Source organism: Bradyrhizobium sp. JHI2711 (assembly GCF_056156565.1).
Map to the genome: position 1 here is coordinate 1,552,572 of NZ_JBPZPT010000001.1, position 22,610 is coordinate 1,575,181.

27 protein-coding genes are annotated in these 22,610 nt (G+C 65.1%); 16 read left to right on the top strand and 11 right to left on the bottom strand.

What is annotated here, in order from left to right:
• Positions 1–39: 39 nt before the first annotated feature.
• From ACTEK7_RS07380 to ACTEK7_RS07395, 4 genes are all read right to left on the bottom strand, one after another.
• Complete coding sequence (locus ACTEK7_RS07380; protein ID WP_036005025.1) at positions 40–477, bottom strand: NUDIX hydrolase; 438 nt, start codon at positions 475–477, stop codon at positions 40–42.
• 79 nt (positions 478–556) lie between these two features.
• Positions 557–1,342: a succinate dehydrogenase iron-sulfur subunit gene (locus tag ACTEK7_RS07385; RefSeq protein ID WP_036005027.1), complete on the bottom strand. Its 786-nt coding sequence runs from the start codon at positions 1,340–1,342 to the stop codon at positions 557–559.
• Between the two features lie 14 nt (positions 1,343–1,356).
• Positions 1,357–1,521, bottom strand: a complete 165-nt coding sequence (locus ACTEK7_RS07390) for a hypothetical protein (protein WP_156447251.1) — start codon at positions 1,519–1,521, stop codon at positions 1,357–1,359.
• Positions 1,493–1,999: a DUF2243 domain-containing protein gene (locus tag ACTEK7_RS07395; RefSeq protein ID WP_036005029.1), complete on the bottom strand. Its 507-nt coding sequence runs from the start codon at positions 1,997–1,999 to the stop codon at positions 1,493–1,495. The genes ACTEK7_RS07390 and ACTEK7_RS07395 overlap by 29 nt, the downstream gene beginning before the upstream one ends.
• Before the next feature lie 358 nt (positions 2,000–2,357).
• Between ACTEK7_RS07395 and ACTEK7_RS07400 the strand changes: the two genes are divergently transcribed.
• Positions 2,358–2,573: a hypothetical protein gene (locus ACTEK7_RS07400; RefSeq protein WP_225145867.1), complete on the top strand. Its 216-nt coding sequence runs from the start codon at positions 2,358–2,360 to the stop codon at positions 2,571–2,573.
• Between the two features lie 228 nt (positions 2,574–2,801).
• Here ACTEK7_RS07400 and ACTEK7_RS07405 read toward each other — a convergent pair whose 3' ends face one another.
• Together ACTEK7_RS07405 and ACTEK7_RS07410 are read right to left on the bottom strand one after the other, a co-directional pair.
• A complete protein-coding gene (locus ACTEK7_RS07405) occupies positions 2,802–3,158 on the bottom strand; it encodes a hypothetical protein (RefSeq protein ID WP_225145868.1) in 357 nt (118 codons plus the stop codon).
• A 35-nt stretch (positions 3,159–3,193) separates the two neighbouring features.
• Entirely contained in the window at positions 3,194–3,367 is a 174-nt protein-coding gene (locus tag ACTEK7_RS07410) for a hypothetical protein (protein WP_225145869.1), read from the bottom strand.
• 185 nt (positions 3,368–3,552) lie between these two features.
• Here ACTEK7_RS07410 and ACTEK7_RS07415 point away from each other — a divergent pair, with 185 nt between their 5' ends.
• Positions 3,553–3,741 carry a hypothetical protein gene (locus ACTEK7_RS07415; RefSeq protein WP_225133632.1) on the top strand — a complete coding sequence of 63 codons (189 nt, stop codon included), beginning with the start codon at positions 3,553–3,555 and terminating at the stop codon, positions 3,739–3,741.
• Here ACTEK7_RS07415 and ACTEK7_RS07420 read toward each other — a convergent pair.
• The 5 genes from ACTEK7_RS07420 to ACTEK7_RS07440 form a co-directional block, all read right to left on the bottom strand.
• Complete coding sequence (locus ACTEK7_RS07420; RefSeq protein WP_225145870.1) at positions 3,738–4,223, bottom strand: metallophosphoesterase family protein; 486 nt, start codon at positions 4,221–4,223, stop codon at positions 3,738–3,740. The two genes, ACTEK7_RS07415 and ACTEK7_RS07420, sit on opposite strands and share 4 nt — an antisense overlap.
• Before the next feature lie 14 nt (positions 4,224–4,237).
• Positions 4,238–4,456, bottom strand: coding sequence for a DUF6894 family protein (locus ACTEK7_RS07425; protein WP_036005044.1), 219 nt, complete (start codon positions 4,454–4,456; stop codon positions 4,238–4,240).
• 123 nt (positions 4,457–4,579) lie between these two features.
• Positions 4,580–6,346, bottom strand: coding sequence for an SDR family oxidoreductase (locus ACTEK7_RS07430; protein WP_225145871.1), 1,767 nt, complete (start codon positions 6,344–6,346; stop codon positions 4,580–4,582).
• Between the two features lie 87 nt (positions 6,347–6,433).
• Entirely contained in the window at positions 6,434–7,351 is a 918-nt protein-coding gene (locus tag ACTEK7_RS07435) for a glycosyltransferase family protein (RefSeq protein WP_225145872.1), read from the bottom strand.
• 12 nt (positions 7,352–7,363) lie between these two features.
• Positions 7,364–7,651 (bottom strand): hypothetical protein, encoded by a 288-nt coding sequence (locus ACTEK7_RS07440; RefSeq protein ID WP_057029924.1) that lies wholly within the window; start codon positions 7,649–7,651, stop codon positions 7,364–7,366.
• Between the two features lie 340 nt (positions 7,652–7,991).
• Between ACTEK7_RS07440 and ACTEK7_RS07445 the strand changes: the two genes are divergently transcribed.
• From ACTEK7_RS07445 to ACTEK7_RS07510, 14 genes are all read left to right on the top strand, one after another.
• Positions 7,992–9,092, top strand: a complete 1,101-nt coding sequence (locus ACTEK7_RS07445; RefSeq protein WP_225145873.1) for an inositol-3-phosphate synthase — start codon at positions 7,992–7,994, stop codon at positions 9,090–9,092.
• On the top strand, positions 9,092–9,688 hold the full coding sequence (locus tag ACTEK7_RS07450; protein WP_036005058.1) for a histidine phosphatase family protein: 597 nt from the start codon (positions 9,092–9,094) through the stop codon (positions 9,686–9,688). Before ACTEK7_RS07445 ends, ACTEK7_RS07450 begins: the two co-directional genes overlap by 1 nt.
• Positions 9,685–10,788, top strand: coding sequence for a CgeB family protein (locus ACTEK7_RS07455; protein WP_225145874.1), 1,104 nt, complete (start codon positions 9,685–9,687; stop codon positions 10,786–10,788). Before ACTEK7_RS07450 ends, ACTEK7_RS07455 begins: the two co-directional genes overlap by 4 nt.
• Before the next feature lie 2 nt (positions 10,789–10,790).
• Positions 10,791–11,591 (top strand): nucleotidyltransferase family protein, encoded by an 801-nt coding sequence (locus ACTEK7_RS07460; protein WP_036023674.1) that lies wholly within the window; start codon positions 10,791–10,793, stop codon positions 11,589–11,591.
• On the top strand, positions 11,588–12,355 hold the full coding sequence (locus tag ACTEK7_RS07465) for a TIGR04290 family methyltransferase (protein ID WP_074448197.1): 768 nt from the start codon (positions 11,588–11,590) through the stop codon (positions 12,353–12,355). The genes ACTEK7_RS07460 and ACTEK7_RS07465 overlap by 4 nt, the downstream gene beginning before the upstream one ends.
• Positions 12,352–13,302 carry a glycoside hydrolase 5 family protein gene (locus ACTEK7_RS07470; RefSeq protein ID WP_225145875.1) on the top strand — a complete coding sequence of 317 codons (951 nt, stop codon included), beginning with the start codon at positions 12,352–12,354 and terminating at the stop codon, positions 13,300–13,302. The genes ACTEK7_RS07465 and ACTEK7_RS07470 overlap by 4 nt, the downstream gene beginning before the upstream one ends.
• The gene (locus ACTEK7_RS07475) at positions 13,290–14,495 is read left to right on the top strand and encodes a phosphopentomutase (protein ID WP_225145876.1); all 1,206 of its coding nucleotides are present in this window, start codon (positions 13,290–13,292) and stop codon (positions 14,493–14,495) included. The genes ACTEK7_RS07470 and ACTEK7_RS07475 overlap by 13 nt, the downstream gene beginning before the upstream one ends.
• Positions 14,496–14,704: 209 nt before the next feature.
• On the top strand, positions 14,705–15,817 hold the full coding sequence (locus ACTEK7_RS07480; RefSeq protein WP_225145877.1) for an NAD-dependent epimerase/dehydratase family protein: 1,113 nt from the start codon (positions 14,705–14,707) through the stop codon (positions 15,815–15,817).
• Entirely contained in the window at positions 15,817–16,878 is a 1,062-nt protein-coding gene (locus ACTEK7_RS07485) for an SDR family NAD(P)-dependent oxidoreductase (protein WP_225145878.1), read from the top strand. The genes ACTEK7_RS07480 and ACTEK7_RS07485 overlap by 1 nt, the downstream gene beginning before the upstream one ends.
• The gene (locus ACTEK7_RS07490; protein WP_225145879.1) at positions 16,875–18,161 is read left to right on the top strand and encodes a TIGR04295 family B12-binding domain-containing radical SAM protein; all 1,287 of its coding nucleotides are present in this window, start codon (positions 16,875–16,877) and stop codon (positions 18,159–18,161) included. The genes ACTEK7_RS07485 and ACTEK7_RS07490 overlap by 4 nt, the downstream gene beginning before the upstream one ends.
• Positions 18,158–19,270 carry a glycosyltransferase family 4 protein gene (locus ACTEK7_RS07495; protein WP_225145880.1) on the top strand — a complete coding sequence of 371 codons (1,113 nt, stop codon included), beginning with the start codon at positions 18,158–18,160 and terminating at the stop codon, positions 19,268–19,270. Before ACTEK7_RS07490 ends, ACTEK7_RS07495 begins: the two co-directional genes overlap by 4 nt.
• On the top strand, positions 19,267–20,397 hold the full coding sequence (locus tag ACTEK7_RS07500; RefSeq protein WP_225145881.1) for a CgeB family protein: 1,131 nt from the start codon (positions 19,267–19,269) through the stop codon (positions 20,395–20,397). Before ACTEK7_RS07495 ends, ACTEK7_RS07500 begins: the two co-directional genes overlap by 4 nt.
• Complete coding sequence (locus tag ACTEK7_RS07505; protein ID WP_225145882.1) at positions 20,394–21,482, top strand: CgeB family protein; 1,089 nt, start codon at positions 20,394–20,396, stop codon at positions 21,480–21,482. The genes ACTEK7_RS07500 and ACTEK7_RS07505 overlap by 4 nt, the downstream gene beginning before the upstream one ends.
• Positions 21,479–22,603 (top strand): CgeB family protein, encoded by a 1,125-nt coding sequence (locus ACTEK7_RS07510; protein WP_225145883.1) that lies wholly within the window; start codon positions 21,479–21,481, stop codon positions 22,601–22,603. The genes ACTEK7_RS07505 and ACTEK7_RS07510 overlap by 4 nt, the downstream gene beginning before the upstream one ends.
• Positions 22,604–22,610: the final 7 nt, after the last annotated feature.

Genomic DNA, 22,610 nt, shown 5'->3' on the forward strand with positions numbered 1-22,610 from the left:
ATGATTGGGCGCGCGACGTGTTCCTAATCCCGGCCCCCCTCACCGGCCGAGCGGCGAGGATGTCTCGCGCGCCGTCTGCGCCGCGAACCGGGCGATCAGGCGCCGGAGCTGCGCCTTGTGCACCAGCCGCGCCGCCGTCTTGGGCGAGACCCAGATCGCCTCCCGCTCGCCCTTCTCGGGCCACCAGCGCTGGCGCCCGTGCACCTTCATGGGGAAGACGGCAACGTTCATGGTCCGCTTGCGATCACCTTTTCGCTTGCGATGCTTGAAGCTGCCCAGTGCGCGCGTGGCCACGACACCGACCAGGCCCGCCTCCTCATAGGCTTCGAGCGCAGCCGTCAGGTGCGGCTCCTTGTTGCGCATCGGCGATCCCTTTGGGACGCTCCACCTGCGCTTGCGCCTGGTCGTGATCAGCATCACCCGCAGCTCGGACTTGTCCAGCCGAAACGGCAGAGCGGCAAATTGCTTCTTTCCCATCAGGCGCCTCCAACTCGCGTCTGATAAGCGAGCGCCGCAGCCATGGTTCCTGTTTTGCGCAGTGGCGTCTCGCTCGCGATCAGAACTTCCGCTCGACCATCTTGAGCCGCAGAGCCGAAATGGCTTCTCCGGGATTGAGGCCCTTTGGGCATGCTTTCGCGCAATTCAGAATGGTGTGGCAGCGATAGATCCTGAAGGGATCCTCGAGCATGTCGAGGCGTTCGCCGGTGGCTTCGTCCCGGCTGTCATTGATCCAGCGCGCCGCCTGGATCAGGGCTGCCGGCCCGAGAAAACGCTCGGAATTCCACCAATAGCTCGGGCATGAGGTCGAGCAGCACGCGCAGAGAATACACTCGTACAATCCGTCGAGTTTCGCCCGATCCTCGTGGCTTTGCCGCCATTCCTTCTGCGGCGTGGGGGACGTGGTCTGCAGCCACGGCTCGATGAGTGCGAGCTGCGCGTAGAAGTTGGTCAGATCCGGCACCAGGTCCTTCACCACCGGCTGATGCGGCAGGGGAAGCACGCGGAGCGGCTCGCCTTCCGCAACATCCTCGTTCATCGACCTCGTGCATGCCAGCGTGTTCTGGCCGGCGATGTTCATCGAGCAGGAGCCGCAAACGCCCTCTCGGCAGGATCGCCTGAAGGTCAGGGTCGAGTCGATGTTGTTCTTGATCCAGATCAGCCCGTCCAGCACCATCGGCCCGCAATCCGTCTGATCGACGAAATAGGTGTCGAGCCTGGGATTGCGGCCATCGTCCGGATTCCAGCGATAGACCTGAAATTCCCGCAAGCTCTTGCCGGCCGGCTTTGGCCAGACCACCCCCTGCTCGATGCGGGAGTTTCTTGGAAGCCTGAACTCCACCATGGTCACCTCCGCGCTCAGACCGGCGAAAAGCAGCGCAACTGCAAGAGATCGTCGACGGAGAGGCCGAACAGCACTGGCCGAAACGCCGGCGCCGTCGCGAGCACGAGCAGCAGCAGAAACATCACGTAGACCAGAGCCGGCGGCGTGTTTCTAACGAGCCTGTAAGCTGCCTTTCGCATGCACTCCCTCCTGCGCGCCCGCGCGTGCCATGGCAACGCCCATGACGATCATCGCAGCTCCCCACAGCAGGAAGCCGATATCCCAGAAAATGCGCTGGCCGTCGGGCACGGTCTCGTTCACCTGATGCAATCTCAGGATCTGGTGATCGATCACGCCTTCGACGAGATTGAAGATGCCCCACCCGATCAGGATCGTCCCGAGACACTGCGAGCGGGACCACCGCGGCGCGCCTCGGCGTGCCCGCTGCCATAACAGATAAAGCCCAGCGAGCACGAGGACATAGGCGGTACTGTGAAAGATGCCGTCCCAAGTCGTATTGAGGGTGATGTTCTCGATGGAATCGAGCGGATACCAGCCGCTTAACATATGATGCCATTGCAGCAGCTGATGAAAGACGATGCCGTCGAAGAATGCGCCGAGGCCAAGTCCGAGAAGGACGCCTGCGGACGTCGGGAAATTGCTTTGTCTGTCTTGCATGTGGTGAACTCGTGCGCGGCTCGGCACTTCCGATGCGGAATTAAGCCATGCTAGACGGACACGTTCCTATGGCGATCAGCATCTCACTGGGATCGAGCTTGCGATCAATCGTGCCAATTGATCGAGACTAACATGCGTTAAGGCGAGGGAGACGTTCGTCGGCACGCGTGCGCGATTGGGCATCGGCTTCATTCCCGATAGGAACGTTCGATATCACGCTGCGTCTGTCGCTCACATGTTGGAGATGCACATGCCGAGAAGATCGTTCTTGCTTGCTTTGGGTGGCCTCGGATTGTCGACCCTGAGTAACCTCAGGGAAATCGCATAGCGCGTAGCGACGGAAGCCAGAGAGGCGATCATGGCATACGCCCTGTTCAAGGACGGAGAGAAGATGAGCCGCACGTTTCCGACCAAGGAGGAAGCGCTGGAGAGAGCCGATGAGGCGGGGTTGGTCGAGCATGCCGAGGGCGAGGCGGTGCTCGAGGACGAGTTGAAGATCAGGCCTTGCCCGGCCGACCCCGAGCCTTGCGATGATGCGGACCTGGACTGGACGCCGGTCAAGCCGGCGTCCTGATCAGGGGCAGCGCAATCGCATATGACTTGTGGCGGCGGTCTGCGCGCACGCCTCGTCCTTCGAGACGGCGCTGACGCGCCTCCTCAGGATGAGGCTAATCGGTGTCAGTGCCCGTTGAAACTGCTGCCGCGCACTCCGACCTCATCCTGAGGAGCCCGCCTCAAGCGGGCGTCTCGAAGGATGGCCGCAGGGAAAATCTCAACTGCGATAGCCCTGCTGATCAAGAGGTCAGCATCCCCTGCAGATGCCTTTGATCTTTCGATCCGCCTCGGAATCGCGGGAGGTCTCCGAACGAATCTGGTCGTCGCCCTGCAGCGAGGGTCCGGGCGTGACGGTCCCATCGATGCGTCCGATATTGGTGCCGCCTGCAGGATTGCCGGGTCGGCCGACGGTCGTCGATCCCCGTGGGCCGGAACCGCCGCTCGATTGCGCTGTCCCGGCCGAGTTGGTCCCGGGCGCCGACGACGTGCTCCCGGCCGCCCCGCCACCGGCGCTTCCTCCCGCGCCGCCGCCTCCCTGCCCCCATGCGGGCCCGGCGGTGGCGGCCGCCAGTACGGCGACCAGCACGAGACCCATTCTGCTCATCGCGTGTCTCTCACTGGGTTTGTTTAGGTCGAGCATCATCGATCCTGCTGGTAGCCCTGGTTGGTCGTGTTCTGCTTGATGTTGCCGTGGCGGCCCTGGGTATCGAAATTCTCGCGGCCCGGCTCCCGTTCTGTCGCCTCGACGGCCGGATCGGAACCGGGTCCCTTGTTGCTCCGCTGTTCTTCGGGGACTGGAGGCATCTTTGACATGTGCTGCTCCTGTGTCGATGGTTCGCAATGTCGAAATAGAACAATGAGTTGTCGCAGGGGTCGTTCCTGCGCCGATCGCCGCAGCGCGAGACAGGGAACACCGCGCTGCGTCCCGGGTTGATCAGAGGGTGCTGCCGCAGCGCCATCGTGCGAGCTCGATAGGGAAACACTCGACGGGGAAACACATGCCAAAAGCGACTGAACCTAAAACCGATCCGCGAGAGACACCGCTCGACGATCCACGCCGGAAGACCGATATGCCGACGCACCGGCAGACGAATAAGCCCTGGCAAGGCAATCCCGAGAAGGAACAGATCGATCCGGAACGGCCGCCGCTGGATCTGGAGCGGTGGCAGAAATCGAAGACGCACTAGCAGCGGAGGCCTGCTGGCGTGTCGAGATCGTGAATAACGGGCCGCAGCGGCCCGCCGGAATCGAGCTCCAGCGTTGCGAGCGTAATCGGCAGCTTGAAGCGTCGCTTCCCTGCGCTGCCTGGATTCAGATAAAGCACGCCGTTGACGGTTTCGATCCCCGCGCGGTGGGAATGCCCTGAGACCACGACGTCGATTCCGAGCTCGGCAGGATCGATCGTCAGCTCGTTGAGGTCGTGCAGGACGTGGAAGCTGCGGCCGCCGAGGCGCAGCGTTTGTGTTTCGGGAAAGCGTTCAGCCCACGTGCCCCGGTCGACATTTCCCCTGATCGCGGTGACGGGTGCGATGCGGCAAAGCCCGTCCATCACCGCCTGGGCGCCGATGTCGCCGGCGTGGATGATGTGCGAGACGCCGGCGAGGCAGCGCTCCGCCTCGGGCCTCAGCAGTCCATGTGTGTCGGCGATCACCCCAATCATGAACGTCATGTCAGATCACGGCTTCAGTGCACTACATCCAGCGGCATCCGGCCGATTTCCTCACCATCCTCATTCGTGACGAGGATCGAGAGGTGGCGGCCCTTGAGCTCGGGACGCTCCTCGAGCAGGCGCCGCGCAATCTCTTCGGCGACATCCAGAGCCTTGATGTCGTCCGGCAAATCGGCGCCTCCCTCGTCGGCTACGGTTTCAGAATCCACCAAATCAAAATGATAGCGCGGCAACGTCTGGTCCTCGGGTGTTCCCGCAGGAACGCGCGGTCTCAGGGCTTCGTTCCGGCGCCGGAGCCATCTGCGGTCCGGCAGGCGGGCATCGCCGTCGGTCCTCGGCGCGAGATTGCCGCGGACTCACGCGCGGCGCCGCCGCGTCCTCGCGCGGGGTCTGGAACGGCCCGCCATCGATGCCGCGAATGCCAGGCCGGCAGCGATCCCGAGCACCACGAGCCCCTTGCTGAGCACAGCGGCCGGCGGAACCTGCTTCCGCACCAGCCAGCCGCCGTCGACGGACGTGCCCTGCGGACCCGCTTCGAGCAAGGTGCCTTCGTTCCTTGCTGCTGGACGCGCGCGCGACAGCAGCCAGCGGAATGCGGCTCCGATGACATTCTCGGTGATCTCAGGGGCAATCGCATAGGCCAGTTGCCCGGCGCGCGCCGGCCACCCCACGGCCACCTCGTCACGCGGCGCGCGGACGAGGCTCAGGAGGGTCTGGGCTACATCTTCGGATTGATAAAGCAGCGGGCCAGGATCGAGCCTTCGTCCGGAAACGTTGGCGCCGTGGACGAAGCCCGGCGTATCGATAATGGACGGAAAGACGCCACAGACGTGAATGTCGGGATGAGCCCGGAGCTCCTGACGCAAGCTTGCGGTGAAGCCGCGCAGGCCGAACTTGCTGGCGGTGTAGGCTGCGGCAAAGGGCGTCGGCGCCCAGCCGCCGAGCGAGATGTTGTTGATCAGGACACCGCGGTTCTGGCGGAGGAAGATCGGAAGCACCGCGAACGCGCCATGCATGGGGCGGAGCAGATTGACCTCGATGGTCCGGCGATGGAGCGCGATGTCGGCATCCTGATAGGCCCCGAACACGCCCGTGCCGGCGTTGTTGATCCAGACGTCGATGCCGCCGAAGGCCTCATCCGCCTCACCGGCCAGACGCTGCACCGCCTCCGCGTCAGTGACGTCGGTCGGCACGGCCAGGGCCCGGCCTCCGAGCGCCTCACAATCCGCAGCAAGCCGCATCAAGACCTCGCCGCGGCGTGCGGCGAGGACCACGCTTGCGCCCTCGCGGGCAAAGGCCAGCGCCGCGGCGCGGCCGATTCCACTGGAGGCGCCGGTGATGACGACGCGCGTGCCGACCATCTGCCCGTGCTCGCGTCCCGAGACGTCCGCGGGAAGCAGCCAGCGCAGGGATCGCCGCAGGCGTGCCGTTCCCTGTGTTTCGAACCAGTCGCCATGCGCAAAGATCACCCGCTCCGGAGCCAGCTTCACGAGCCGCTCGCCCGCAGCCCGCGCCGAACGGCCGCCGAGGCGGAGCAGCAGCCGCAGATAGACCGGGGCCTTCCCGTCCGGCTTGGCAATGCCGAGCAGGCTCGCCGCGGCTGTATTCGAGGCGCTGAGGTGGTGGGGATCGAGGTTCTGCACGATATCCGTCAGAACCAGCGTCCGGCTCCGCCTGTCGAACAGCTCGACCTCCGAGAACATCGGAGCATTCACCGACACCGTTTCGAGGTCGGCAGCCCATTCCTCCGGCGTCGTATCTCCAAGCTCGCGATCGATACGCAGGCCCGCCGCCCGCACCTGCCCGCGCGCCGCAAGGCCGCGCGCGGCAAAGATCGCGGCCTGCGGCAGCTGCCTTTGCCATTCTGGCAGGAACATCCAATGGGCAATATTTGGCGCCAGCAGGTATCTGATCGTACCCAGCCGCTCCAGCTCCTGGCGCAGACCCGGCGAATATCTCACCGGCGAATGCAGCACGAGGTCGCCATTCGACAGGCGGATGACGGTCATCCGTACAGGCAGTTGCAGGCCGGCGGCGCTGATCGGCTTGTCGTTCACGATCCAGATATCGTCGGTCACCTGCGACAGGCTGGCAGTCGACACACCGGCGTCGGAACTTTGCATGAGCGTCTTTCCATTGCGAGGGCGTTGCACCAAAGCGCGTGGGCGGCGCTCGTTCCTCATCAATGTCTTGGAAAGAACGTCTGGAAATCACATCGCCGCGGTCGTTCGACCTCCTTCGAGCCGCACCCGTAGCGCGTTGCGGGCGTCGGCGATGACATCGACCCAATCGCCCGGCCGTGTTTGATGAAACAGCCGCAGGCTCGGGTACCAGAACGAACGCGCACCGGATTGGGGCCAGCGCCAGTCGCAATCGGCATGCAGCAAGACCCAGGCCTCGCATCCCAGCGCGCCCGCAAGGTGTGCGACCATGGTGTCGACACATACGACGAGATCGAGCTGCCGCAGGCGATGGCCGAGAGCGACGATATCAGGCGTGCTGATGTCCCGTGCCCCGATCGTCGCGAGCTCTTCGGTGCTCGTCCCGCGCTGAAGCGAATGGAGCGTCACGCCGGATCCAGCGAGATTGCGCAGCAAGACGGCCGGAACCTCCCGCCGCTTGTCCCACTCACCGACTTTCCAGACCAGGCCGACGGCCAGACTTTGCAGCCGAAGCGGTTGTACGGCAACAGGAGGGAGCATCAGGTAGGGAACGCGCTTCTCGACCTGATCGCGGCGCGCTCTGATAGCGTGCGGCACCTCCATGATCTCGATGTCGACCTCGAAAGCGCTCTCGGGCGCACCATCATGCAGCGGGATGGCGCGATCGACGCCCGCTGCGCCCTCGACCATCGGCAGCAGCTCGGGTTGACACCACAGGGTGACGCTGCGCGCAATCGCGCGAAGCGGCTTCATGAAGCGCAGGAACTGGATGGTGTCGCCGAGTCCGTGATAGCAGCGCACCAGCACGTGCTTATCCCTCAGCTCCTCGCCGCGCCAGATCCGCTGGAGGTGACGCGGGCCAGTGTGCTTCGGCGGATGCGCGATCTCCAGCAAATCTCGATCGTTGATCCGCCAGGCGCACCCAAAATCGCCCGCCCTGATCGCTTCCGCCCAGCCGCCCGCCATGTCGCGCGGTCGCTAATGTCGCACGAACTTGTGGAATCGACTGAGCTTGCCGTCCTTGGTTCGATCCTGATGCAGGAACGCGATGCCGGCTTCATCGAACTTCTCGAAGAACGCATCCCAGCTGATGCGATCCAACGCTTCATCCGGCGGATCGAAATCAATACGCAGGATTCCGGCGTGGCCACCCTCCTCCGTCGCCTTCACGGTCGCCGGCTTCCCGCCGCGTTCTTCGGCCCATTTCTGGATGACGTTGTGATCGGTGGTCTCGTGGGCTTCGCTGTTCTGTGCCTTGGATGTCATGTCACACCTCGTTCACTAGGCGGGCGATGAACGCCGCACCGCATCGAACCATTGGCCGACAAACGCGGGCCGCAGTGATTGGTTCTTCGCGGCAGATACGAAACGGTCCGCGTGAGGCGAGCATCATCTTCTTCATCTTCATCATGAAAGTCGTTCGTTCCGAGCTGGCGGTACGGGACTTTATCCCATGTTAAGCGCGTCGCATTTTGTCGCGATGAATCGGCCCACGGCGTGCCGCTCGCATCTCCTTCCCAGGAACGAACATACCTTCCACACGTTCGCCGACGTACTTACACCGACTCTTGCACCGACGCCGCATGCTTCCGGAGGGCTTCATTCCATGCATTCTCGTCTCCAACACAGGCGCCGCGTGCGCGTCGGACTCGTCGGCGTCGGCAATTGCGCGAGCTCCTTCGTCCAGGGCCTCACCTACTACCGGAACGCCAAGTCGAACGAGCCGGTCCCGGGGCTAATGAACGCGGATCTCGGCGGTTACCATATCAGCGATATCCAGATCGCTTCGGCGTTCGACGTCAACGCCAACAAGGTCGGCCGCGACGTCGCCGATGCGATCTTCGCCCCGCCCAACAACACGCACCGTTTCTCCGACGTCGCGCCGACAGGCGTGATCGTGCAGCGCGGACCGGTCCTGGACGGCATCGGGCATTATCTCACCGACGACGTTCCGATTGCGGAGGTGCCGGAGGCCGACGTGTCCGAAGTGCTGGCGATGTCCCGCACCGACGTTCTGGTCTCCTATCTTCCGGTCGGCTCGCAGCGCGCCAGCGAATGGTATGCGGCGCGCGCCATCGAGGCCGGCTGCGGCTACGTCAATTGCATTCCGGTCTTCATCGCCTCCAATCCGGAGTGGCAGCGCCGCTTCGAGGAGGCCGGCCTGCCGATCGTCGGCGACGACATCAAGAGCCAGGTCGGTGCCACCATCCTGCATCGCGTGCTCGCCAATCTGTTCCGCGAGCGCGGGGTGCGGCTCGACCGCACTTACCAGCTCAATGTCGGCGGCAACACCGATTTCAAGAACATGCTCGAACGGGAGCGGCTGGCGTCGAAGAAGATCTCCAAGACCCAGGCCGTGACCAGCCAGTTCGACGTCCCCATGGACCCCGACAACATCCATGTCGGACCGAGCGACCACGTGCCGTGGCTCACCGATCGCAAGCTCGCCTTCATCCGCCTGGAGGGAACGACGTTCGGCGGCGTTCCCCTGAGCGCCGAGGTCAAGCTCGAGGTCTGGGACTCCCCGAATTCGGCGGGCGTCGTGATCGACGCGGTGCGCTGTGCCAAGCTCGCCATGGACCGCGGCCAGGCCGGAGCGCTGACCGGCCCTTCGAGCTATTTCATGAAATCGCCGCCGCAGCAGTTCACCGACGAGGAGGCCGGACGGCGGACGCGCGCCTTCATCGACGACAAGGCGTTTGCGTGATGGCTGGGATCATCCATCTCGTCCGGCACGGTCATCACGCCCTGCTCGGCCGCATCCTGTGCGGCCGGATGAAAGGCGTCGCGCTCGACGATCTCGGCTGTGAGGAAATGGCGCGCTGTGCCGCCACCATCGCGCCGCGGCCATCGCTCATTCAGTCCAGCCCGCAACGGCGCTGTATGCAGTCGGCATGCATCCTCGCGGCGCATTTCAGGCTGCCGGTCGAGATCGTTCCTGCCCTCGACGAACTCGATTATGGCGAATGGACCGGGCGATCGTTCGACGAGCTGGCGCCGGATCCCCGATGGTCGCGCTGGAATGGGCGACGCGGCACGAGCCGCCCGCCCGGCGGCGAGAGCATGCGGTCGCTTCAGAACCGCATGGTCGCTCATCTGGAGCAGCTGCGCGGCGACCGCAATCTCGACGCGGTCGTCCTCGTCAGCCACGCCGAGCCGATCCGCGCCGCGCTGCTGCACTATTCGCGCACGCCGCTCGACCAGTTTCTTTCGATCGAGATCGATCCGGCCAGCATCAGCACGCTCCGCGCCGACAGAAGCGGCATGAAGATCACCAGGATCAACCAACGGGTGACGGCGTGAAGATCATCATCTTCGGCCTGACAATCTCGTCTTCCTGGGGCAACGGTCACGCCACCCTGTGGCGCGGCCTCTGCAAGCATCTCGCGCGTTCGGGACACAGCGTCGTCTTCTTCGAGCGCGACGTGCCCTATTATGCCGGTGCCCGGGATCTCTACGAGCTGCCGGGTGGCGCGCTCCGGCTGTTCGCGAACTGGGACGACGTGCGGCAGGCGGCAAGCGCCGAAATCCGTGATGCCGACGTCGCGATCGTGACCTCCTATTGCCCCGATGCGATCGCCGCGACCGAGCTGATTCTCGCTGAGGATCGTGCCGTTCCCGTGTTCTACGACCTCGATACTCCGGTTACGCTGGCAAGGCTCATCGCCGGCGAGGCTGTCCCCTATATCGGCCCGCGCGGCCTGCGGGACTTCGCGCTGGTGCTCAGCTTCACCGGCGGGCCTCACGTTGCGGACGAATTCCGCACCAGGCTCGGCGCGCGCGACACCCGGCCGCTTTATGGGCATGTCGACACAGACATCCACCATCCGGTTACGCCGCAGCCGCATTATCGCGCCGATTTGTCCTATCTCGGCACCTACTCCGAAGACCGCCAGCGCACGCTCGAGGCGCTTTTCGTCGCGCCCGCGCGGGCGCGCCAGGATCTCCGCTTCCTGATCGGCGGCGCGCAGTACCCGCACGATTTCCCATGGTCGCCCAACATTTATTTCGTGCGGCACCTGCCGCCGTCCGAGCACGCGCCGTTCTTTGCCTCGTCGCGGCTGACCCTCAACGTCACCCGCCGGGCCATGGCGGAGATGGGCTGGTGCCCGTCCGGCCGGCTGTTCGAGGCCGCGGCCTGCGGTGCCCCGCTGCTGAGCGACGACTGGCCCGGAATAGCGGACTTCTTCGCGCCCGGAGGGGAGATCCTGATCGCACGCGACGAGCACGACGCGCTCGCCGCGCTCGCGATGCCGGATGCCGAGCTCAGGCGCATGGCCCTGCGCGCTTATGAGCGCACCATGGACCAGCACACATCGGACAAGCGGGCGCGTGAACTGATCTCGATGCTCGAGCAGATGACGTCGAGCCGCATCAGCCGGCAACAAATCGAGGAGGCCTGATCATGTGGGGCATCGTTCCGGCCGCGGGCCGCGGCAGCCGTATCCAGCCGCTTGCGTTCTCGAAGGAATTGCTGCCGGTCGGCAGCCGGCATGACGACGGTACCGACCGTCCCTGCGCGGTCTCCGAATATCTGCTGGAGCGCCTCATCCTCGGCGGCGCGGACAAGATCTGCTTCGTGATCTCGCCCGGCAAGTCCGACATCCTCGAATATTTCGGCGACCACTACGGCAGCGCCGAGCTCGCCTATGTGGTGCAGCCCGAAGCCTCCGGCCTGTGCGACGCGGTGTTCAGGGCAAGCACCGTCGTCGGGCGGCACGAAGACGTCATGGTCGGCTTGCCCGACACGGTGTGGTTTCCCAAGGCGGCCCTGCAATCCCTGCCCGAGGCAGACCTCTCGTTCCTGCTGTTCCCGGTCGAGCACCCCGAATTCTTCGATGCGGTGGTGCTGGACGGCGAGCAGGTGACGGAGATCCAGGTCAAGCAGCCGAATGCAGCCTCGCGCTGGATCTGGGGTGCTTTCAAGATGTCGGCCCACGGCTTCCGCCAGCTCCAGGCGCTGTGGCACGCACGCGAACGCCGCGACGAATATTTCGGGACGCTGGTCAATGCCTACCTTTCGGCCGGCGGCAACGGCATCGGGGTCAAGGCCGGCGAATCCTACGTCGATGTCGGCACCATCGACGGCTATCGCACGGCAATGGCCCTGCTCGCCGAGGGCGTCGAGGGCCGTTCCAAGTCGCGGACCCGCGCCTCATCGGACGGGGCCCGGCCGGTCTCAATGAATAACGGAGCGATTGCATGACCAGAGGCGCCCTCTCCCGCGAGGAAATCCGCCAGCGCGTCGATGCGCTGGGGCCATGGTTTCACAATCTCGACCTCAAGGGCGTGCCGACAGCGCCGTCGCACTTTCTCGGCGACTACCCCAATGTGAAGTGGCAGCGCTTCTCCGGCATCATTCCGGACCGGCTCGAAGGCAAGACCGTGCTCGATATCGGCTGCAATGCCGGCTTCTACGCCATGGAGATGAAGCGGCGCGGCGCCGAACGCGTGCTCGGCCTCGACACCGACGAAGAATATCTGGCCCAGGCCCGCTTCGCGGCCGAGGTGAACGGGCTCAGGATCGAATTCCGCAAGATGTCGGCCTATGATGTCGGGCAGCTGCGCGAAAAGTTCGACCTCGTGATCTTCATGGGCGTGCTCTATCATCTGCGACACCCGCTGCTGGCGCTGGACCTGATCCATGAGCACGTCGCCGGCGATCTCCTCCTGTTTCAGTCGATGCTGCGCGGCGACAGCCGGGTCGATGCGATCGAGAAGAACTACGACTTCTGGACTACCGATCAGTTCGATTCCTCCGGCTACCCGAAGCTGCACTTCATCGAGCACAAATATGCCGACGACCCCACCAATTGGTGGGTGCCCAATCGCGCCTGCGTCGAGGCCATGCTGCGCAGCGCCGGCTTTGCCATCGCGGCCCATCCGGAAGAGGAGGTCTATCTGTGCAAGCGCACGACGCGGCCGCAGGTCGACGGGCCGGTTTATCCGTCACGGGAGGCGAGCCGATGATCGAGGCGGCCAAGATCTGGAACGAGCCCAACAACAAGTCGCATTGGGACCTCCTGATCGACCCGGACTGGGCGATGTTTGCCAACCTGGCGCTCGCGGCCGGCAAGGCCATCCGCAGCGCGCATCCGACCTTGCCGCGCGTGCTCGGCGGCATTTCGCCGATCGACCCGTCCTTCATGCGCAGCATGCAGGCGCGTGGCGTGCTCGATCACGTCGACGCCGTCGCCGTGCACGGCTTTCCGCTCGACTGGAATTTATGGGAGATCGGAGAATGGCCGGCCAAGATCGAGGAGATCAAGGCTGTTACCTCGCTCCCGGTCTGGGTGACCGAGGTCGGCGTCTCCTCGTTCGGCGCCGAGGAGGTGCAAGCCTGGGGCCTGTCGCGCACCGCCGACCTTCTGATCGGCCGCGCGCCGCGCATCCACTGGTACAGCCTCTACGATCTCCCTTCGGCCTGGGAGGCGACCACGCGGCACAAGGAGGCCGAGGGGTCCTCCTATTACCGGCATTTCCACATGGGCCTGCTGCGCGAGGATGGAACCCCGAAAGCCGCGGCGGAGCTGTTCGGCCAATACGCCGCCGACATGGGCCTCTGCCAGTGGTTTCATTTCGAGGACCATCGTCTCGATGACGCCGTGCGCTGGATGCGACGGTTCGGCGTGCGGCACTTGCGGACCGGCCTGTCATGGGCCGACAGCTTCCGCCCCAACGCACTGGACTGGTTCGACCGCCAGATGGATGCGCTGGCCGAGTTCGAGATCACTGTGACGTTCTGCTTCACGCCGGAACACCGCGGTCTCGAACCGCATCACACCAGCCCGCCGCTCGACGTGAACGAGTTCGCCGATTTCTGCGCGCAGATGGTCGAGCGCTATTGCACGAAGACCGGTCTCGCCTCCTCTAGTGGCGTCTCCCCGCCGATCAGGGAGCCGACATGCGTGCCCTGATCCTGGTGATGGATTCCGTCGGAATCGGCGCCGCGCCCGACGCCGCCAATTACGGCGACGAAGGTGCCGACACCATCGGCCACATTGCGGATGCATGCATGGCCGGGCGTGCCAATAGTCCGCAGCGGGAGGGGCCGTTGTGCCTGCCAAATCTCGTGGTGCTCGGCCTCGGCGAGGCCTGCCGCCTTGCGACGGGTCGCGTCCCGCCCGGGCTCGACGGCCGGGTTCAGGGTGCGCGCCATGGATGCGCCAGCGAGATATCGAGGGGCAAGGACACGCCATCCGGCCATTGGGAGATCGCCGGCGTGCCTGTCGCGTTCGACTGGGGCTATTTTCCAAAGATCCAGCCCTGCTTCCCGCGCGATCTCGTAACAAAGCTGTGCGAACAAGCCGGACTGCCCGGCATCCTCGGCAACTGCCACGCCTCCGGCACCGACATCATCGCCGAATTCGGCGAGCGCCACATGCGCAGCGGCGAGCCGATCTGCTACACCTCGGCCGACAGCGTGTTCCAGATCGCGGCGCACGAGGAGACGTTCGGGCTCGAGCGACTCTATGAGGTCTGCACGGTCGCGAGGCGGCTGGTCGATCCCCTGAAGATCGGCCGCGTCATCGCGCGTCCGTTCGTCGGAACGAGCGCGGACAGCTTCAAGCGCAGCTCGCACCGGCGCGATTTCTCGGTTCCGCCGCCCGAGCGAACCATCCTCGACCTTGCAGAAACTGCCGGCCGCGACATCGTCACGATCGGCAAGATCGACGACATCTTCGCTCATCGCGGCACCGGGAGAAACCTGCGCGGCGACGGCAATGCAGCGCTGTTCGATGCCACGCTCGATGGGCTTGGAGGCCTTGCAGAAGGCGGGCTTTTGTTCGCCAACTTCATCGATTTCGACACGCTCTACGGCCACCGCCGCGACGTCGCCGGCTACGCAGCGGCGCTCGAAGCTTTCGACGCCCGCCTCCCCGAGCTGCTGAGCCGGCTGCGAAGCGACGATCTCCTCATCATTACCGCCGATCATGGCTGCGATCCGACCTGGAGCGGCACCGATCATACGCGCGAGCAGGTCCCGATCCTGGCGTGGACCGCGCAGTCAACGGCTCCGATCGGCCGACGCGCCGGCTTTGCCGACATCGGCGCGACGGTTGCAAGACATCTCGACCTGCCGCCGCCACTTCATGGCGCGCATTTCTAGCCGGGATTCTAGCTGGGATTCACTTGGGTTATTGATCCAGGTTAGAGAAATTTTCGTTTGTAGGTTTCGCAGGAACGAACATTCCTTGCACCGCTTCTAACTCCCAGACGTGACTGGCGCGCAGGTCGCCCGACCAAGCAAAGGCGCGCTTCAACTCTCATCATCGGCTGGTCCCGAACGGATCGGTCCCATGCGGCACGGAGCGGTGAATGACGCGAGTATTGATTACCGGAGGCGCGGGATTCATCGGTTCGCATACGGCCGACGTGCTGCTTGCGGCTGGCTATGAGGTCCGCCTTCTCGACAATCTCTCTCCGCAGGTCCACGGCGGCAACCGTCAGCGGCCCGCTTATCTCGCCGACGATGCCGAGCTCGTGGTCGGCGACGTCACGGATAGCGTCGCCGTCGAACAGGCCTTGCGCGGCGCCGACATGGTCCTGCATCTCGCCTCCGCCGTCGGCGTCGGCCAGAGCATGTATGACATCGAGCCCTATGTCCGGACGAACGAGCTCGGCACCGCCGTGCTGCTGCAGGCATTGGCCAAGCGACCAGTCGCACGCCTGGTGGTGGCATCCTCGATGAGCATCTATGGCGAAGGCCTGTATCGTGACGGCACTGGAAGCGTCGTCGCCTGCGACGAACGACCGATCGAGCAGCTTCGCAAGGGCGAGTGGGAATTGCGGGATCATGCAGGGCATGCGCTCGATCCCGTGCCCACCCCTGAGACCAAGCAGCCGTCGCTGAGCTCGATCTACGCGCTGAACAAATATGCGCAGGAGCGGATGTGCCTGATCACGGGCAAGGCCTACGGCATTCCGACGGTCGGCTTGCGCTTCTTCAACGTGTTCGGTCCGCGGCAAGCGCTGTCGAATCCCTATACCGGGGTGCTGGCCATCTTCGCCGCCCGGCTGCTCAATGGCCGGCCGCCGCTCGTCTTCGAAGACGGCCTGCAGCGGCGCGACTTCGTCCACGTGCACGACGTCGCCCGCGCCTGCCGTATGGCGCTCGAATCCGACCACGCCCAGGACGTCTTCAACGTCGGCTCGGGCCAGAGCCGCACCATTCTGTCGGTGGCCGAGGATCTGGCGGAGGTGATGGGACGGTGCGAGATCGCTGCCGAGATCACACGGAAATACCGTGCTGGCGATATCCGGCACTGCTTCGCCGACATCGGCAAATCACGCGACCTGCTCGGCTTCGAGCCGCATGTCGCGTTCAAGGACGGGCTCGAAGAGCTCGCCGGGTACCTCGCCGACCAGATCGCCGACGATCAGGCGGAGCGGGCGACCCGTGAGCTGCTGCAACGAGGGTTGGTCGCGTGATGAGTGAACAAGACAACAGACCTGTCCTGGTCACCGGCGGCTGCGGCTTCATCGGCTGCAATCTCGCCGACCGTCTGGCCGAGCGCGGCGACCGTGTGCTGGTGCTGGACAATCTCGCCCGCGCCGGCGTGCGCGAGAACGCGCAATGGCTGAAATCCCGGCATGGCGACCGCGTCGCGATCACGGTGGCCGATATCCGCGACCCCATTCCGGTGATCGACGCCGTGCGCGAGGCACGCGCCGTGCTGCACCTCGCGGCCCAGGTCGCCGTCACCGACAGCGTCAGCGATCCCTCGGCCGATTTCGAGATCAACGCCCGTGGCACGCTGAATGTGCTGGAAGCCGTCCGCCTGCACAACGCCTCGGCCCCGGTGATCTTCGCCTCGACCAACAAGGTCTACGGGCGCCTGATCGAGGACAGCGAGATCACGCTCGCCGGCCGCCGCTACATGCCGGTCAATGATCTGCTCGCTGGCGGCATTTCGGAGAACGCGCCGTTGGACTTCTACAGTCCCTATGGATGCTCAAAGGGGACCGCCGATCAATACGTCCACGACTATGCCCGGGTGTTCGGGCTGCAGACCGTGGTGATGCGCATGAGCTGCATCTACGGGCCGCGGCAATTCGGCACCGAGGACCAGGGCTGGATCGCACACTTCCTGCTCAGCGCCATAAGCGGCAATCCGCTGACGATCTATGGCGACGGCAAGCAGGTCCGCGATGCGCTGCACGTGTCGGACGCTGTGAGCGCCTGGCTCGCCGCGCTCGACCACATCGCGCTGGCGCGCGGGCGCGTCTTCAATCTCGGCGGCGGTCCGGCGAATGCGATCAGCCTGCTCGAGTTGATCGACAGCATCACCGAGCTGACGAGCCGCAAGGTCAGCTATCGCTTTGCGGACTGGCGACCGGGCGATCAGCCCTGGTACGTGACCGACACGCGGGCGCTCGCCACCGCGCTCGGCTGGACGCCGCAAATGCCTCTCGCCGATGGCCTGCGCTCGCTCCACACCTGGCTCGACAGCCGCTTCGGATCACAGAATAGAAGCGAGGCCCTGGCATGACGCGGGTCGCCCTCATCAATCCGAACTGGGATTTTTCGGGCAGCATCTATTTCGGCTGCCGCTCGCCTCACCTGCCGCTCGAGCTCGGCATCTCCCAGCACTATCTAAAGGCGGCCGGCCACGACACGTTGCTGCTCGATGCGCATATGTTCGATCTCTCCCTCCGCGACATCGAGGCCGAGTTGCGTGCCTTTCGCCCCGACCAGATCGTCTTCACCACCGCGCCGACCTATCTGTTCTGGCGCTGCGCGCCGCCCGAGCTGCGCGTACCGCAGCAACTCGCCATCGCGGTGCGGGACCTTGCGCCGACCCTGATCGCGGTCGGCCCGCATGGTTCGAGTACGCCGAAGACCGCCCTGAGGAAGCTTGGCGTCGATATCGTCGTGATGGGCGAGTGCGAGGCGTCCCTGCTGCGTCTCGCCAATGGCGAGCGAGACTTTCCCGGCCTGTGCTTCGCCGACGGTGCTTCGCTCCGGGTCAATGGCGGTCCGCAGGCGGTCGCGTTCAGCGATCAGCCAGCGCTCGACTGGCCTGACGAGATGATCCGGCGTCACCATCACCATCATCACCGCTTCGAGGCCGAGCCGACGGCGCCCGGCGCCGAGGTGGAGGCCTCGCGCGGCTGTCCCTTTAACTGCACGTTCTGCGCCAAGGAGAATTTCCGCAACGCCTATCGCAAGCGGCCGCCTGCCGTCATTCTCGACGAGATCGATCGTCTGCGCCGCCATGGCATCGAGTACGTCTACTTCATCGATGAGATCTTCCTTCCGAACCGCGAGCTGCTGGAGGGCTTGACGACGCGCGGGCTGAAGTTCGGCGTGCAGACGCGGATTGACCTCTGGAAGCCCGACATGCTCGCCCTGCTCGGGCGCGCCGGCTGCGTCTCGATCGAAGCCGGCATCGAGAGCCTCACGGTGGAAGGGCGCGCGGCCCTCGCCAAGAACTGCAAGATGACGACGGATCAGCTCGCCGACCGGCTGGTCGAAGCCCGCCGCCACGTCCCCTTCGTGCAGGCCAATCTGATCGAGATGCCCGAGGACGACGATCCCGTGGTGCAGCGCTGGCGCCGCACGATGCAGGATGCCGGCGTCTGGGCCAACGATCCGGTGCCGCTCTATCCCTATCCCGGCTCTCCCGACTACCGCAAGCTCTGGGGCGAGCCCGACGACGTCGCCTGGGAGCGCGCACACCGGCACTATCTCGCGATGTTCGACCAGTTCAGCGACGTGCAGAACGATCGCCCGGTCCCGCTCGACAGCCTCGAACTCCAGGTGGCCTCATGAACCGTGGCGCCGACATCAGGATCATGATGACGACTGACACGGTTGGCGGCGTGTGGACCTATTCCTGCGCGCTTGCCACGAGTCTCGCTGCGTCCGGTGCCGACGTCACGCTGGTGACGCTGGGCCCGCGGGCACGGGTCGATCAGCGTCAGATGCTGCGTGAGACCAGCGTGCACCTGGTCGACACGGACCTCGCACTCGAATGGCAGGACCCGGAGGGCCAAAACGTTTCCGACGCAAGGCGCGTGCTTGCAAACCTGGAAGCCAGATTGATGCCCGACGTTGTGCATCTCAACAGCTTCCGCGAGGCGACCTTTGCCTGGCAGGCCCCGACAGTGCTGGTGGCGCATTCCTGCGTAAATTCGTGGGCACTCGCCTGCCACGATACGGCCTGGCTTGGCGAGCCCAAATGGCGCCGCTACAGCGAGCGGGTCGCCGCCGCGCTCGACGCGGCGCAGGCCTGGGTCTGTCCGAGCCGGGCCTTCCACGACGACATCACGGCGATCTACCAGCCGCGATCGCGCGGCGCGGTGATCTGGAACGGAATTTCGCCACGCGCCCCGTCTGGGCGAAAGCAGGACCTGATTTTCGCGGCAGGACGGCTGTGGGACCGAGCCAAGAACATCGAAGCGCTCGCCGCCGCCGCGCCTGGGCTGGATTGGCCGGTCGAGGTGGCCGGTCCTATCGAAGCACGCCTGCCAGCGGGTATCACCTGGCTCGGAGAGCTGCCGCACGCGGCGCTGGAGACGCGCCTGCAGCATGCAGCGATCTTCGTCAGCCCCGCACTCTATGAACCGTTCGGTCTCTCGGTACTGGAAGCCGCCGCCGCCGGCTGCGCGCTGGTCCTCTCTGACGTCCCGACCTTCAGGGAATTGTGGCGCGGCGCCGCCTTGTTCGTCGATCCCGCCGACAGCGAGGCGCTGCACCGGGCTCTGGCAGATCTTTGCGCTGACGAGATGGGCCGCGCAAAGCTGCAGCGGGCCGCCTATGAGCAATCCCTGACCTATTCGCTGACGCGCATGACGAGCGCCTATCTCGGTCTCTACCAGGATCTGATCGCATCGCGCCGGACGAGCGCCGCGGCCAGCCAAATCGAGGTGCGCGCATGAAATGCGTCCTGTTCTATCATGCCTTCACCTCCTGCTGGAACAACGGCAACGCGCATTTCCTGCGTGGCTATGCGCGCGAGCTCCATGCGCTTGGGCACGAGGTGGTCGTGTTCGAGCCCATCGACGGCTGGAGCCGCCTGAACGCCATTCGCGAAGGAGGGAGTCATGCGATGGAGGACATTCCCGCCCTCTTCCCCGGCATCGACATCCGCCGCTACGACACCAGCCTCGATCTCGAGCGGGCGCTTGATGGCGCGGATCTCGTCATCGTGCATGAATGGAATTCGCCCGATCTCATCGCGCAGATCGGGCGCAGGCGGGTGCAAGGCGGGTCCTTCACCCTGCTCTTTCACGATACCCATCACCGTGCGGTCAGCGCGCCCGACGAGCTTGCGCAATTCGATCTCGACGGATTCGACGGCGTGCTCGCCTTCGGCGAGGTGCTTCGGCAGATCTATCTGAAGCTCGGCTGGGCAGACCGGGTCTTCACATGGCACGAGGCAGCGGACGTTGCGCTGTATCACCCGTTGCCCCAGGTCGAGCGGACCGACGATCTGGTCTGGATCGGCAATTGGGGCGACGGCGAGCGCAGCGCCGAGCTGAACGAGTTCCTGGTCGAGCCCGTGGCGGAGATGAAGCTCCGCGCCAGCGTCCATGGCGTGCGCTATTCGGATGATGCGCTCCGCACCATCAGGAGCGCAGGCATCCGCTATGGCGGCTGGCTGCCGGCGCACTGGGCCCCCGTCGCGTTCGCTAGCGCGCGCGCGACCATCCATGTGCCGCGCGGGCCTTACGTCGCCCTGCTGCCGGGCATCCCGACCATCCGCGTGTTCGAGGCGCTGGCCTGCGGCATTCCCCTGGTTTCGGCACCCTGGTCGGATGAGGAAGGCCTGTTCCCCGAGGGCGCTTATCTCAGCGTTGCCGACGGCGCGCAGATGAAGCATGCGCTTCGTACCATCATCGACGATCCGGAATTCTCTGCCGCGATGGTGGAGACCGGCCTGAAGGTCATCCGGGATCGTCATACCTGCCGCCACCGCGCCGAGCAGCTCATCGACATCGTCACCGACCTCAGGGATACCAGCCGTTCGGCACGGCCTCAGCACGACATCGGAGCCGTCGCATGAAGATCTGCTTCTTCGGATCCAGCCTCGTCTCGTCCTACTGGAATGGCGCTGCCACCTACTACCGTGGCATGCTGAAGGAGATCGCGGCGCTGGGCCATGAGGTCACCTTCTACGAGCCCGACGCCTTCGACCGCCAGTCGCATCGCGACATCGACGAGCCGGATTGGGCCAGGGTGGTGGTCTATCCCGCGACCGCCGACGGCTGGCGCAGCTCGCTCGACACAGCCGCACAATCGGCCGACATGCTGGTCAAGGCCAGCGGCGTCGGCGTCTTTGATCTCGAGCTGGAGAACGCCGTCGCCGCGCTGCCCTCGCGGCTGACGCGGATCTATTGGGACGTCGATGCTCCCGCCACGCTCGAGGCGATGGAAAGCGATCCGCAGCATCATCTGCGTCGCGCGATCCCATACTACGACATGGTCCTGACCTATGGCGGCGGCGAACCCGTCGTCTCCGCGTATCGATCGGTGGGCGCGCGGGACTGCGTGCCGATCTACAACGCACTCGATCCCTCCACGCATTTTCCGTCACCGCCCAATCCGCGCTTTGCCTGCGATCTCAGCCTGCTGGCGAACCGCCTGCCCGACCGCGAGACGCGCGTCGAGCATTTCTTCCTCGACGTTGCACGCCATCTGCCCGAAAAGTCCTTCGTGCTCGGCGGCTCCGGCTGGGACGACAAGGACGCCTCCGCCAATCTGCGCAAGGTCGGCCATGTCGGCACCGCCGATCACAACGCGTTCTTCGGCTCCGCGCTCGCCACGCTCAACGTCAATCGCGACAGCATGGCGCGCTATGGCTTCTCACCGCCGACGCGGGTGTTCGAAGCGATCGGCGCCGGCGCGTGCCTGATCACCGACGAGTGGGCCGGCATCGATCATTTCCTCGAACCCGGCCGCGAGGTGCTGGTGGCCGCCGACGGAGCCGAGGTGGCCGAGCACCTCACCGCGCTCGATCCCGAGCGGGCCCGGTCTATCGCCCGCCGCGCCCGCGCACGCATCCTCAGCCAGCACACTTACCGGCAGCGCGCCCGCCAGTTCAACGATCTCTTCGTCGCCCACAGCTCCCGAATCGAGGCAGCAGAATGAATCTCTCCATCGTCGTCATCGGTCTTTCGGTCACTTCGTCCTGGGGCAACGGTCATGCCACGACCTACCGCGCCCTGATCGAAGCGCTGGCGCGACGAGGTCACCGCGTCACGTTCCTGGAGCGGGACGTGCCCTGGTATCGGGAACACCGCGACCTGACCAAGCCCTCTGCCTGGACTGTCGAATTGTACCAATCTTCGAAAGATGTTCCGCGCCAGTTCGGCAAGCTGATCCGCGATGCCGATCTGGTGATCATCGGCTCTTATGTTCCTGACGGGATCGCGCTCGCCGAATGGACCACGACGCACGCGAGGGGCATCACCGCGTTCTACGACATCGACACGCCAGTCACTCTGGCGCGGCTCGAGCAAGGCCTCGACTATCTCTCGGCGGCAATGATCCCGCGCTTCGATCTCTATCTGTCGTTCACCGGCGGACCGGTGCCCGGCATGATCGAGCAGAGCTACGGCAGTCCGCTCGCGCGTGTGCTTTACTGCAGCGCAGACGCGGAGATCTACGCGCCGAAGCAGGCGCCGCCGAAATGGGCGCTCGGCTATCTCGGGACCTACAGCGAGGACCGGCAGCCCGTTCTCGAGGAGCTGCTGCTGGCACCGGCGCGCACGCTGCCGAGCGATCAATTCGTCGTCGCCGGCGCGCAATATCCGGACAATATCGCCTGGCCCGCCAACGTTACGCGGATCGAGCACCTCTCGCCGAAGCAGCACCCGGAGTTCTACGCGGCGCAGCGTTTCACGCTGAACGCCACCCGCGCCGACATGAAGGCGCTGGGCTTCTCCCCGAGCGTCCGGCTGTTCGAGGCCGCCGCCTGCGGCACGCCCGTGATCTCGGACCGGTGGCCCGGGATCGAGACGATCTTCGCGCCCTCGAAGGAAATCCTGCTGGCAACCAGCCCGCGCGAGGTTGTCGAGATCCTGCGCGACATGCCGGAAGAGCAACGGCGCACGATCGCACACAACGCGCGGCGGCGGGTTCTCGCCGATCACACGCCCGACCATCGCGCACGGCAGCTGGAGACCTATTACGCCGAGGCAGCCGCGCGGCGCCGCCGCAAGACGGCGTCGCTCCCTCTCGTTCGTCCCATGCAGGTCGCCCAACTCTGAAAGGCCA

Excerpts from the sequence above, each read along its gene's own strand:
- ACTEK7_RS07430 (WP_225145871.1), bottom strand. The coding sequence starts at position 6,346 with ATGCAAAGTTCCGACGCCGGTGTGTCGACTGCCAGCCTGTCGCAGGTG.
- ACTEK7_RS07440 (WP_057029924.1), bottom strand. The coding sequence starts at position 7,651 with ATGACATCCAAGGCACAGAACAGCGAAGCCCACGAGACCACCGATCAC.
- ACTEK7_RS07450 (WP_036005058.1), top strand. The coding sequence starts at position 9,092 with ATGGCTGGGATCATCCATCTCGTCCGGCACGGTCATCACGCCCTGCTC.
- ACTEK7_RS07420 (WP_225145870.1), bottom strand. The coding sequence starts at position 4,223 with ATGACGTTCATGATTGGGGTGATCGCCGACACACATGGACTGCTGAGG.
- ACTEK7_RS07465 (WP_074448197.1), top strand. The coding sequence starts at position 11,588 with ATGACCAGAGGCGCCCTCTCCCGCGAGGAAATCCGCCAGCGCGTCGAT.
- ACTEK7_RS07410 (WP_225145869.1), bottom strand. The coding sequence starts at position 3,367 with ATGTCAAAGATGCCTCCAGTCCCCGAAGAACAGCGGAGCAACAAGGGA.
- ACTEK7_RS07480 (WP_225145877.1), top strand. The coding sequence starts at position 14,705 with ATGACGCGAGTATTGATTACCGGAGGCGCGGGATTCATCGGTTCGCAT.
- ACTEK7_RS07415 (WP_225133632.1), top strand. The coding sequence starts at position 3,553 with ATGCCAAAAGCGACTGAACCTAAAACCGATCCGCGAGAGACACCGCTC.
- ACTEK7_RS07505 (WP_225145882.1), top strand. The coding sequence starts at position 20,394 with ATGAAGATCTGCTTCTTCGGATCCAGCCTCGTCTCGTCCTACTGGAAT.
- ACTEK7_RS07470 (WP_225145875.1), top strand. The coding sequence starts at position 12,352 with ATGATCGAGGCGGCCAAGATCTGGAACGAGCCCAACAACAAGTCGCAT.
- ACTEK7_RS07510 (WP_225145883.1), top strand. The coding sequence starts at position 21,479 with ATGAATCTCTCCATCGTCGTCATCGGTCTTTCGGTCACTTCGTCCTGG.
- ACTEK7_RS07400 (WP_225145867.1), top strand. The coding sequence starts at position 2,358 with ATGGCATACGCCCTGTTCAAGGACGGAGAGAAGATGAGCCGCACGTTT.
- ACTEK7_RS07390 (WP_156447251.1), bottom strand. The coding sequence starts at position 1,521 with ATGCGAAAGGCAGCTTACAGGCTCGTTAGAAACACGCCGCCGGCTCTG.
- ACTEK7_RS07380 (WP_036005025.1), bottom strand. The coding sequence starts at position 477 with ATGGGAAAGAAGCAATTTGCCGCTCTGCCGTTTCGGCTGGACAAGTCC.
- ACTEK7_RS07445 (WP_225145873.1), top strand. The coding sequence starts at position 7,992 with ATGCATTCTCGTCTCCAACACAGGCGCCGCGTGCGCGTCGGACTCGTC.
- ACTEK7_RS07435 (WP_225145872.1), bottom strand. The coding sequence starts at position 7,351 with ATGGCGGGCGGCTGGGCGGAAGCGATCAGGGCGGGCGATTTTGGGTGC.
- ACTEK7_RS07500 (WP_225145881.1), top strand. The coding sequence starts at position 19,267 with ATGAAATGCGTCCTGTTCTATCATGCCTTCACCTCCTGCTGGAACAAC.
- ACTEK7_RS07495 (WP_225145880.1), top strand. The coding sequence starts at position 18,158 with ATGAACCGTGGCGCCGACATCAGGATCATGATGACGACTGACACGGTT.
- ACTEK7_RS07395 (WP_036005029.1), bottom strand. The coding sequence starts at position 1,999 with ATGCAAGACAGACAAAGCAATTTCCCGACGTCCGCAGGCGTCCTTCTC.
- ACTEK7_RS07385 (WP_036005027.1), bottom strand. The coding sequence starts at position 1,342 with ATGGTGGAGTTCAGGCTTCCAAGAAACTCCCGCATCGAGCAGGGGGTG.
- ACTEK7_RS07490 (WP_225145879.1), top strand. The coding sequence starts at position 16,875 with ATGACGCGGGTCGCCCTCATCAATCCGAACTGGGATTTTTCGGGCAGC.
- ACTEK7_RS07485 (WP_225145878.1), top strand. The coding sequence starts at position 15,817 with ATGAGTGAACAAGACAACAGACCTGTCCTGGTCACCGGCGGCTGCGGC.
- ACTEK7_RS07405 (WP_225145868.1), bottom strand. The coding sequence starts at position 3,158 with ATGAGCAGAATGGGTCTCGTGCTGGTCGCCGTACTGGCGGCCGCCACC.
- ACTEK7_RS07460 (WP_036023674.1), top strand. The coding sequence starts at position 10,791 with ATGTGGGGCATCGTTCCGGCCGCGGGCCGCGGCAGCCGTATCCAGCCG.
- ACTEK7_RS07475 (WP_225145876.1), top strand. The coding sequence starts at position 13,290 with ATGCGTGCCCTGATCCTGGTGATGGATTCCGTCGGAATCGGCGCCGCG.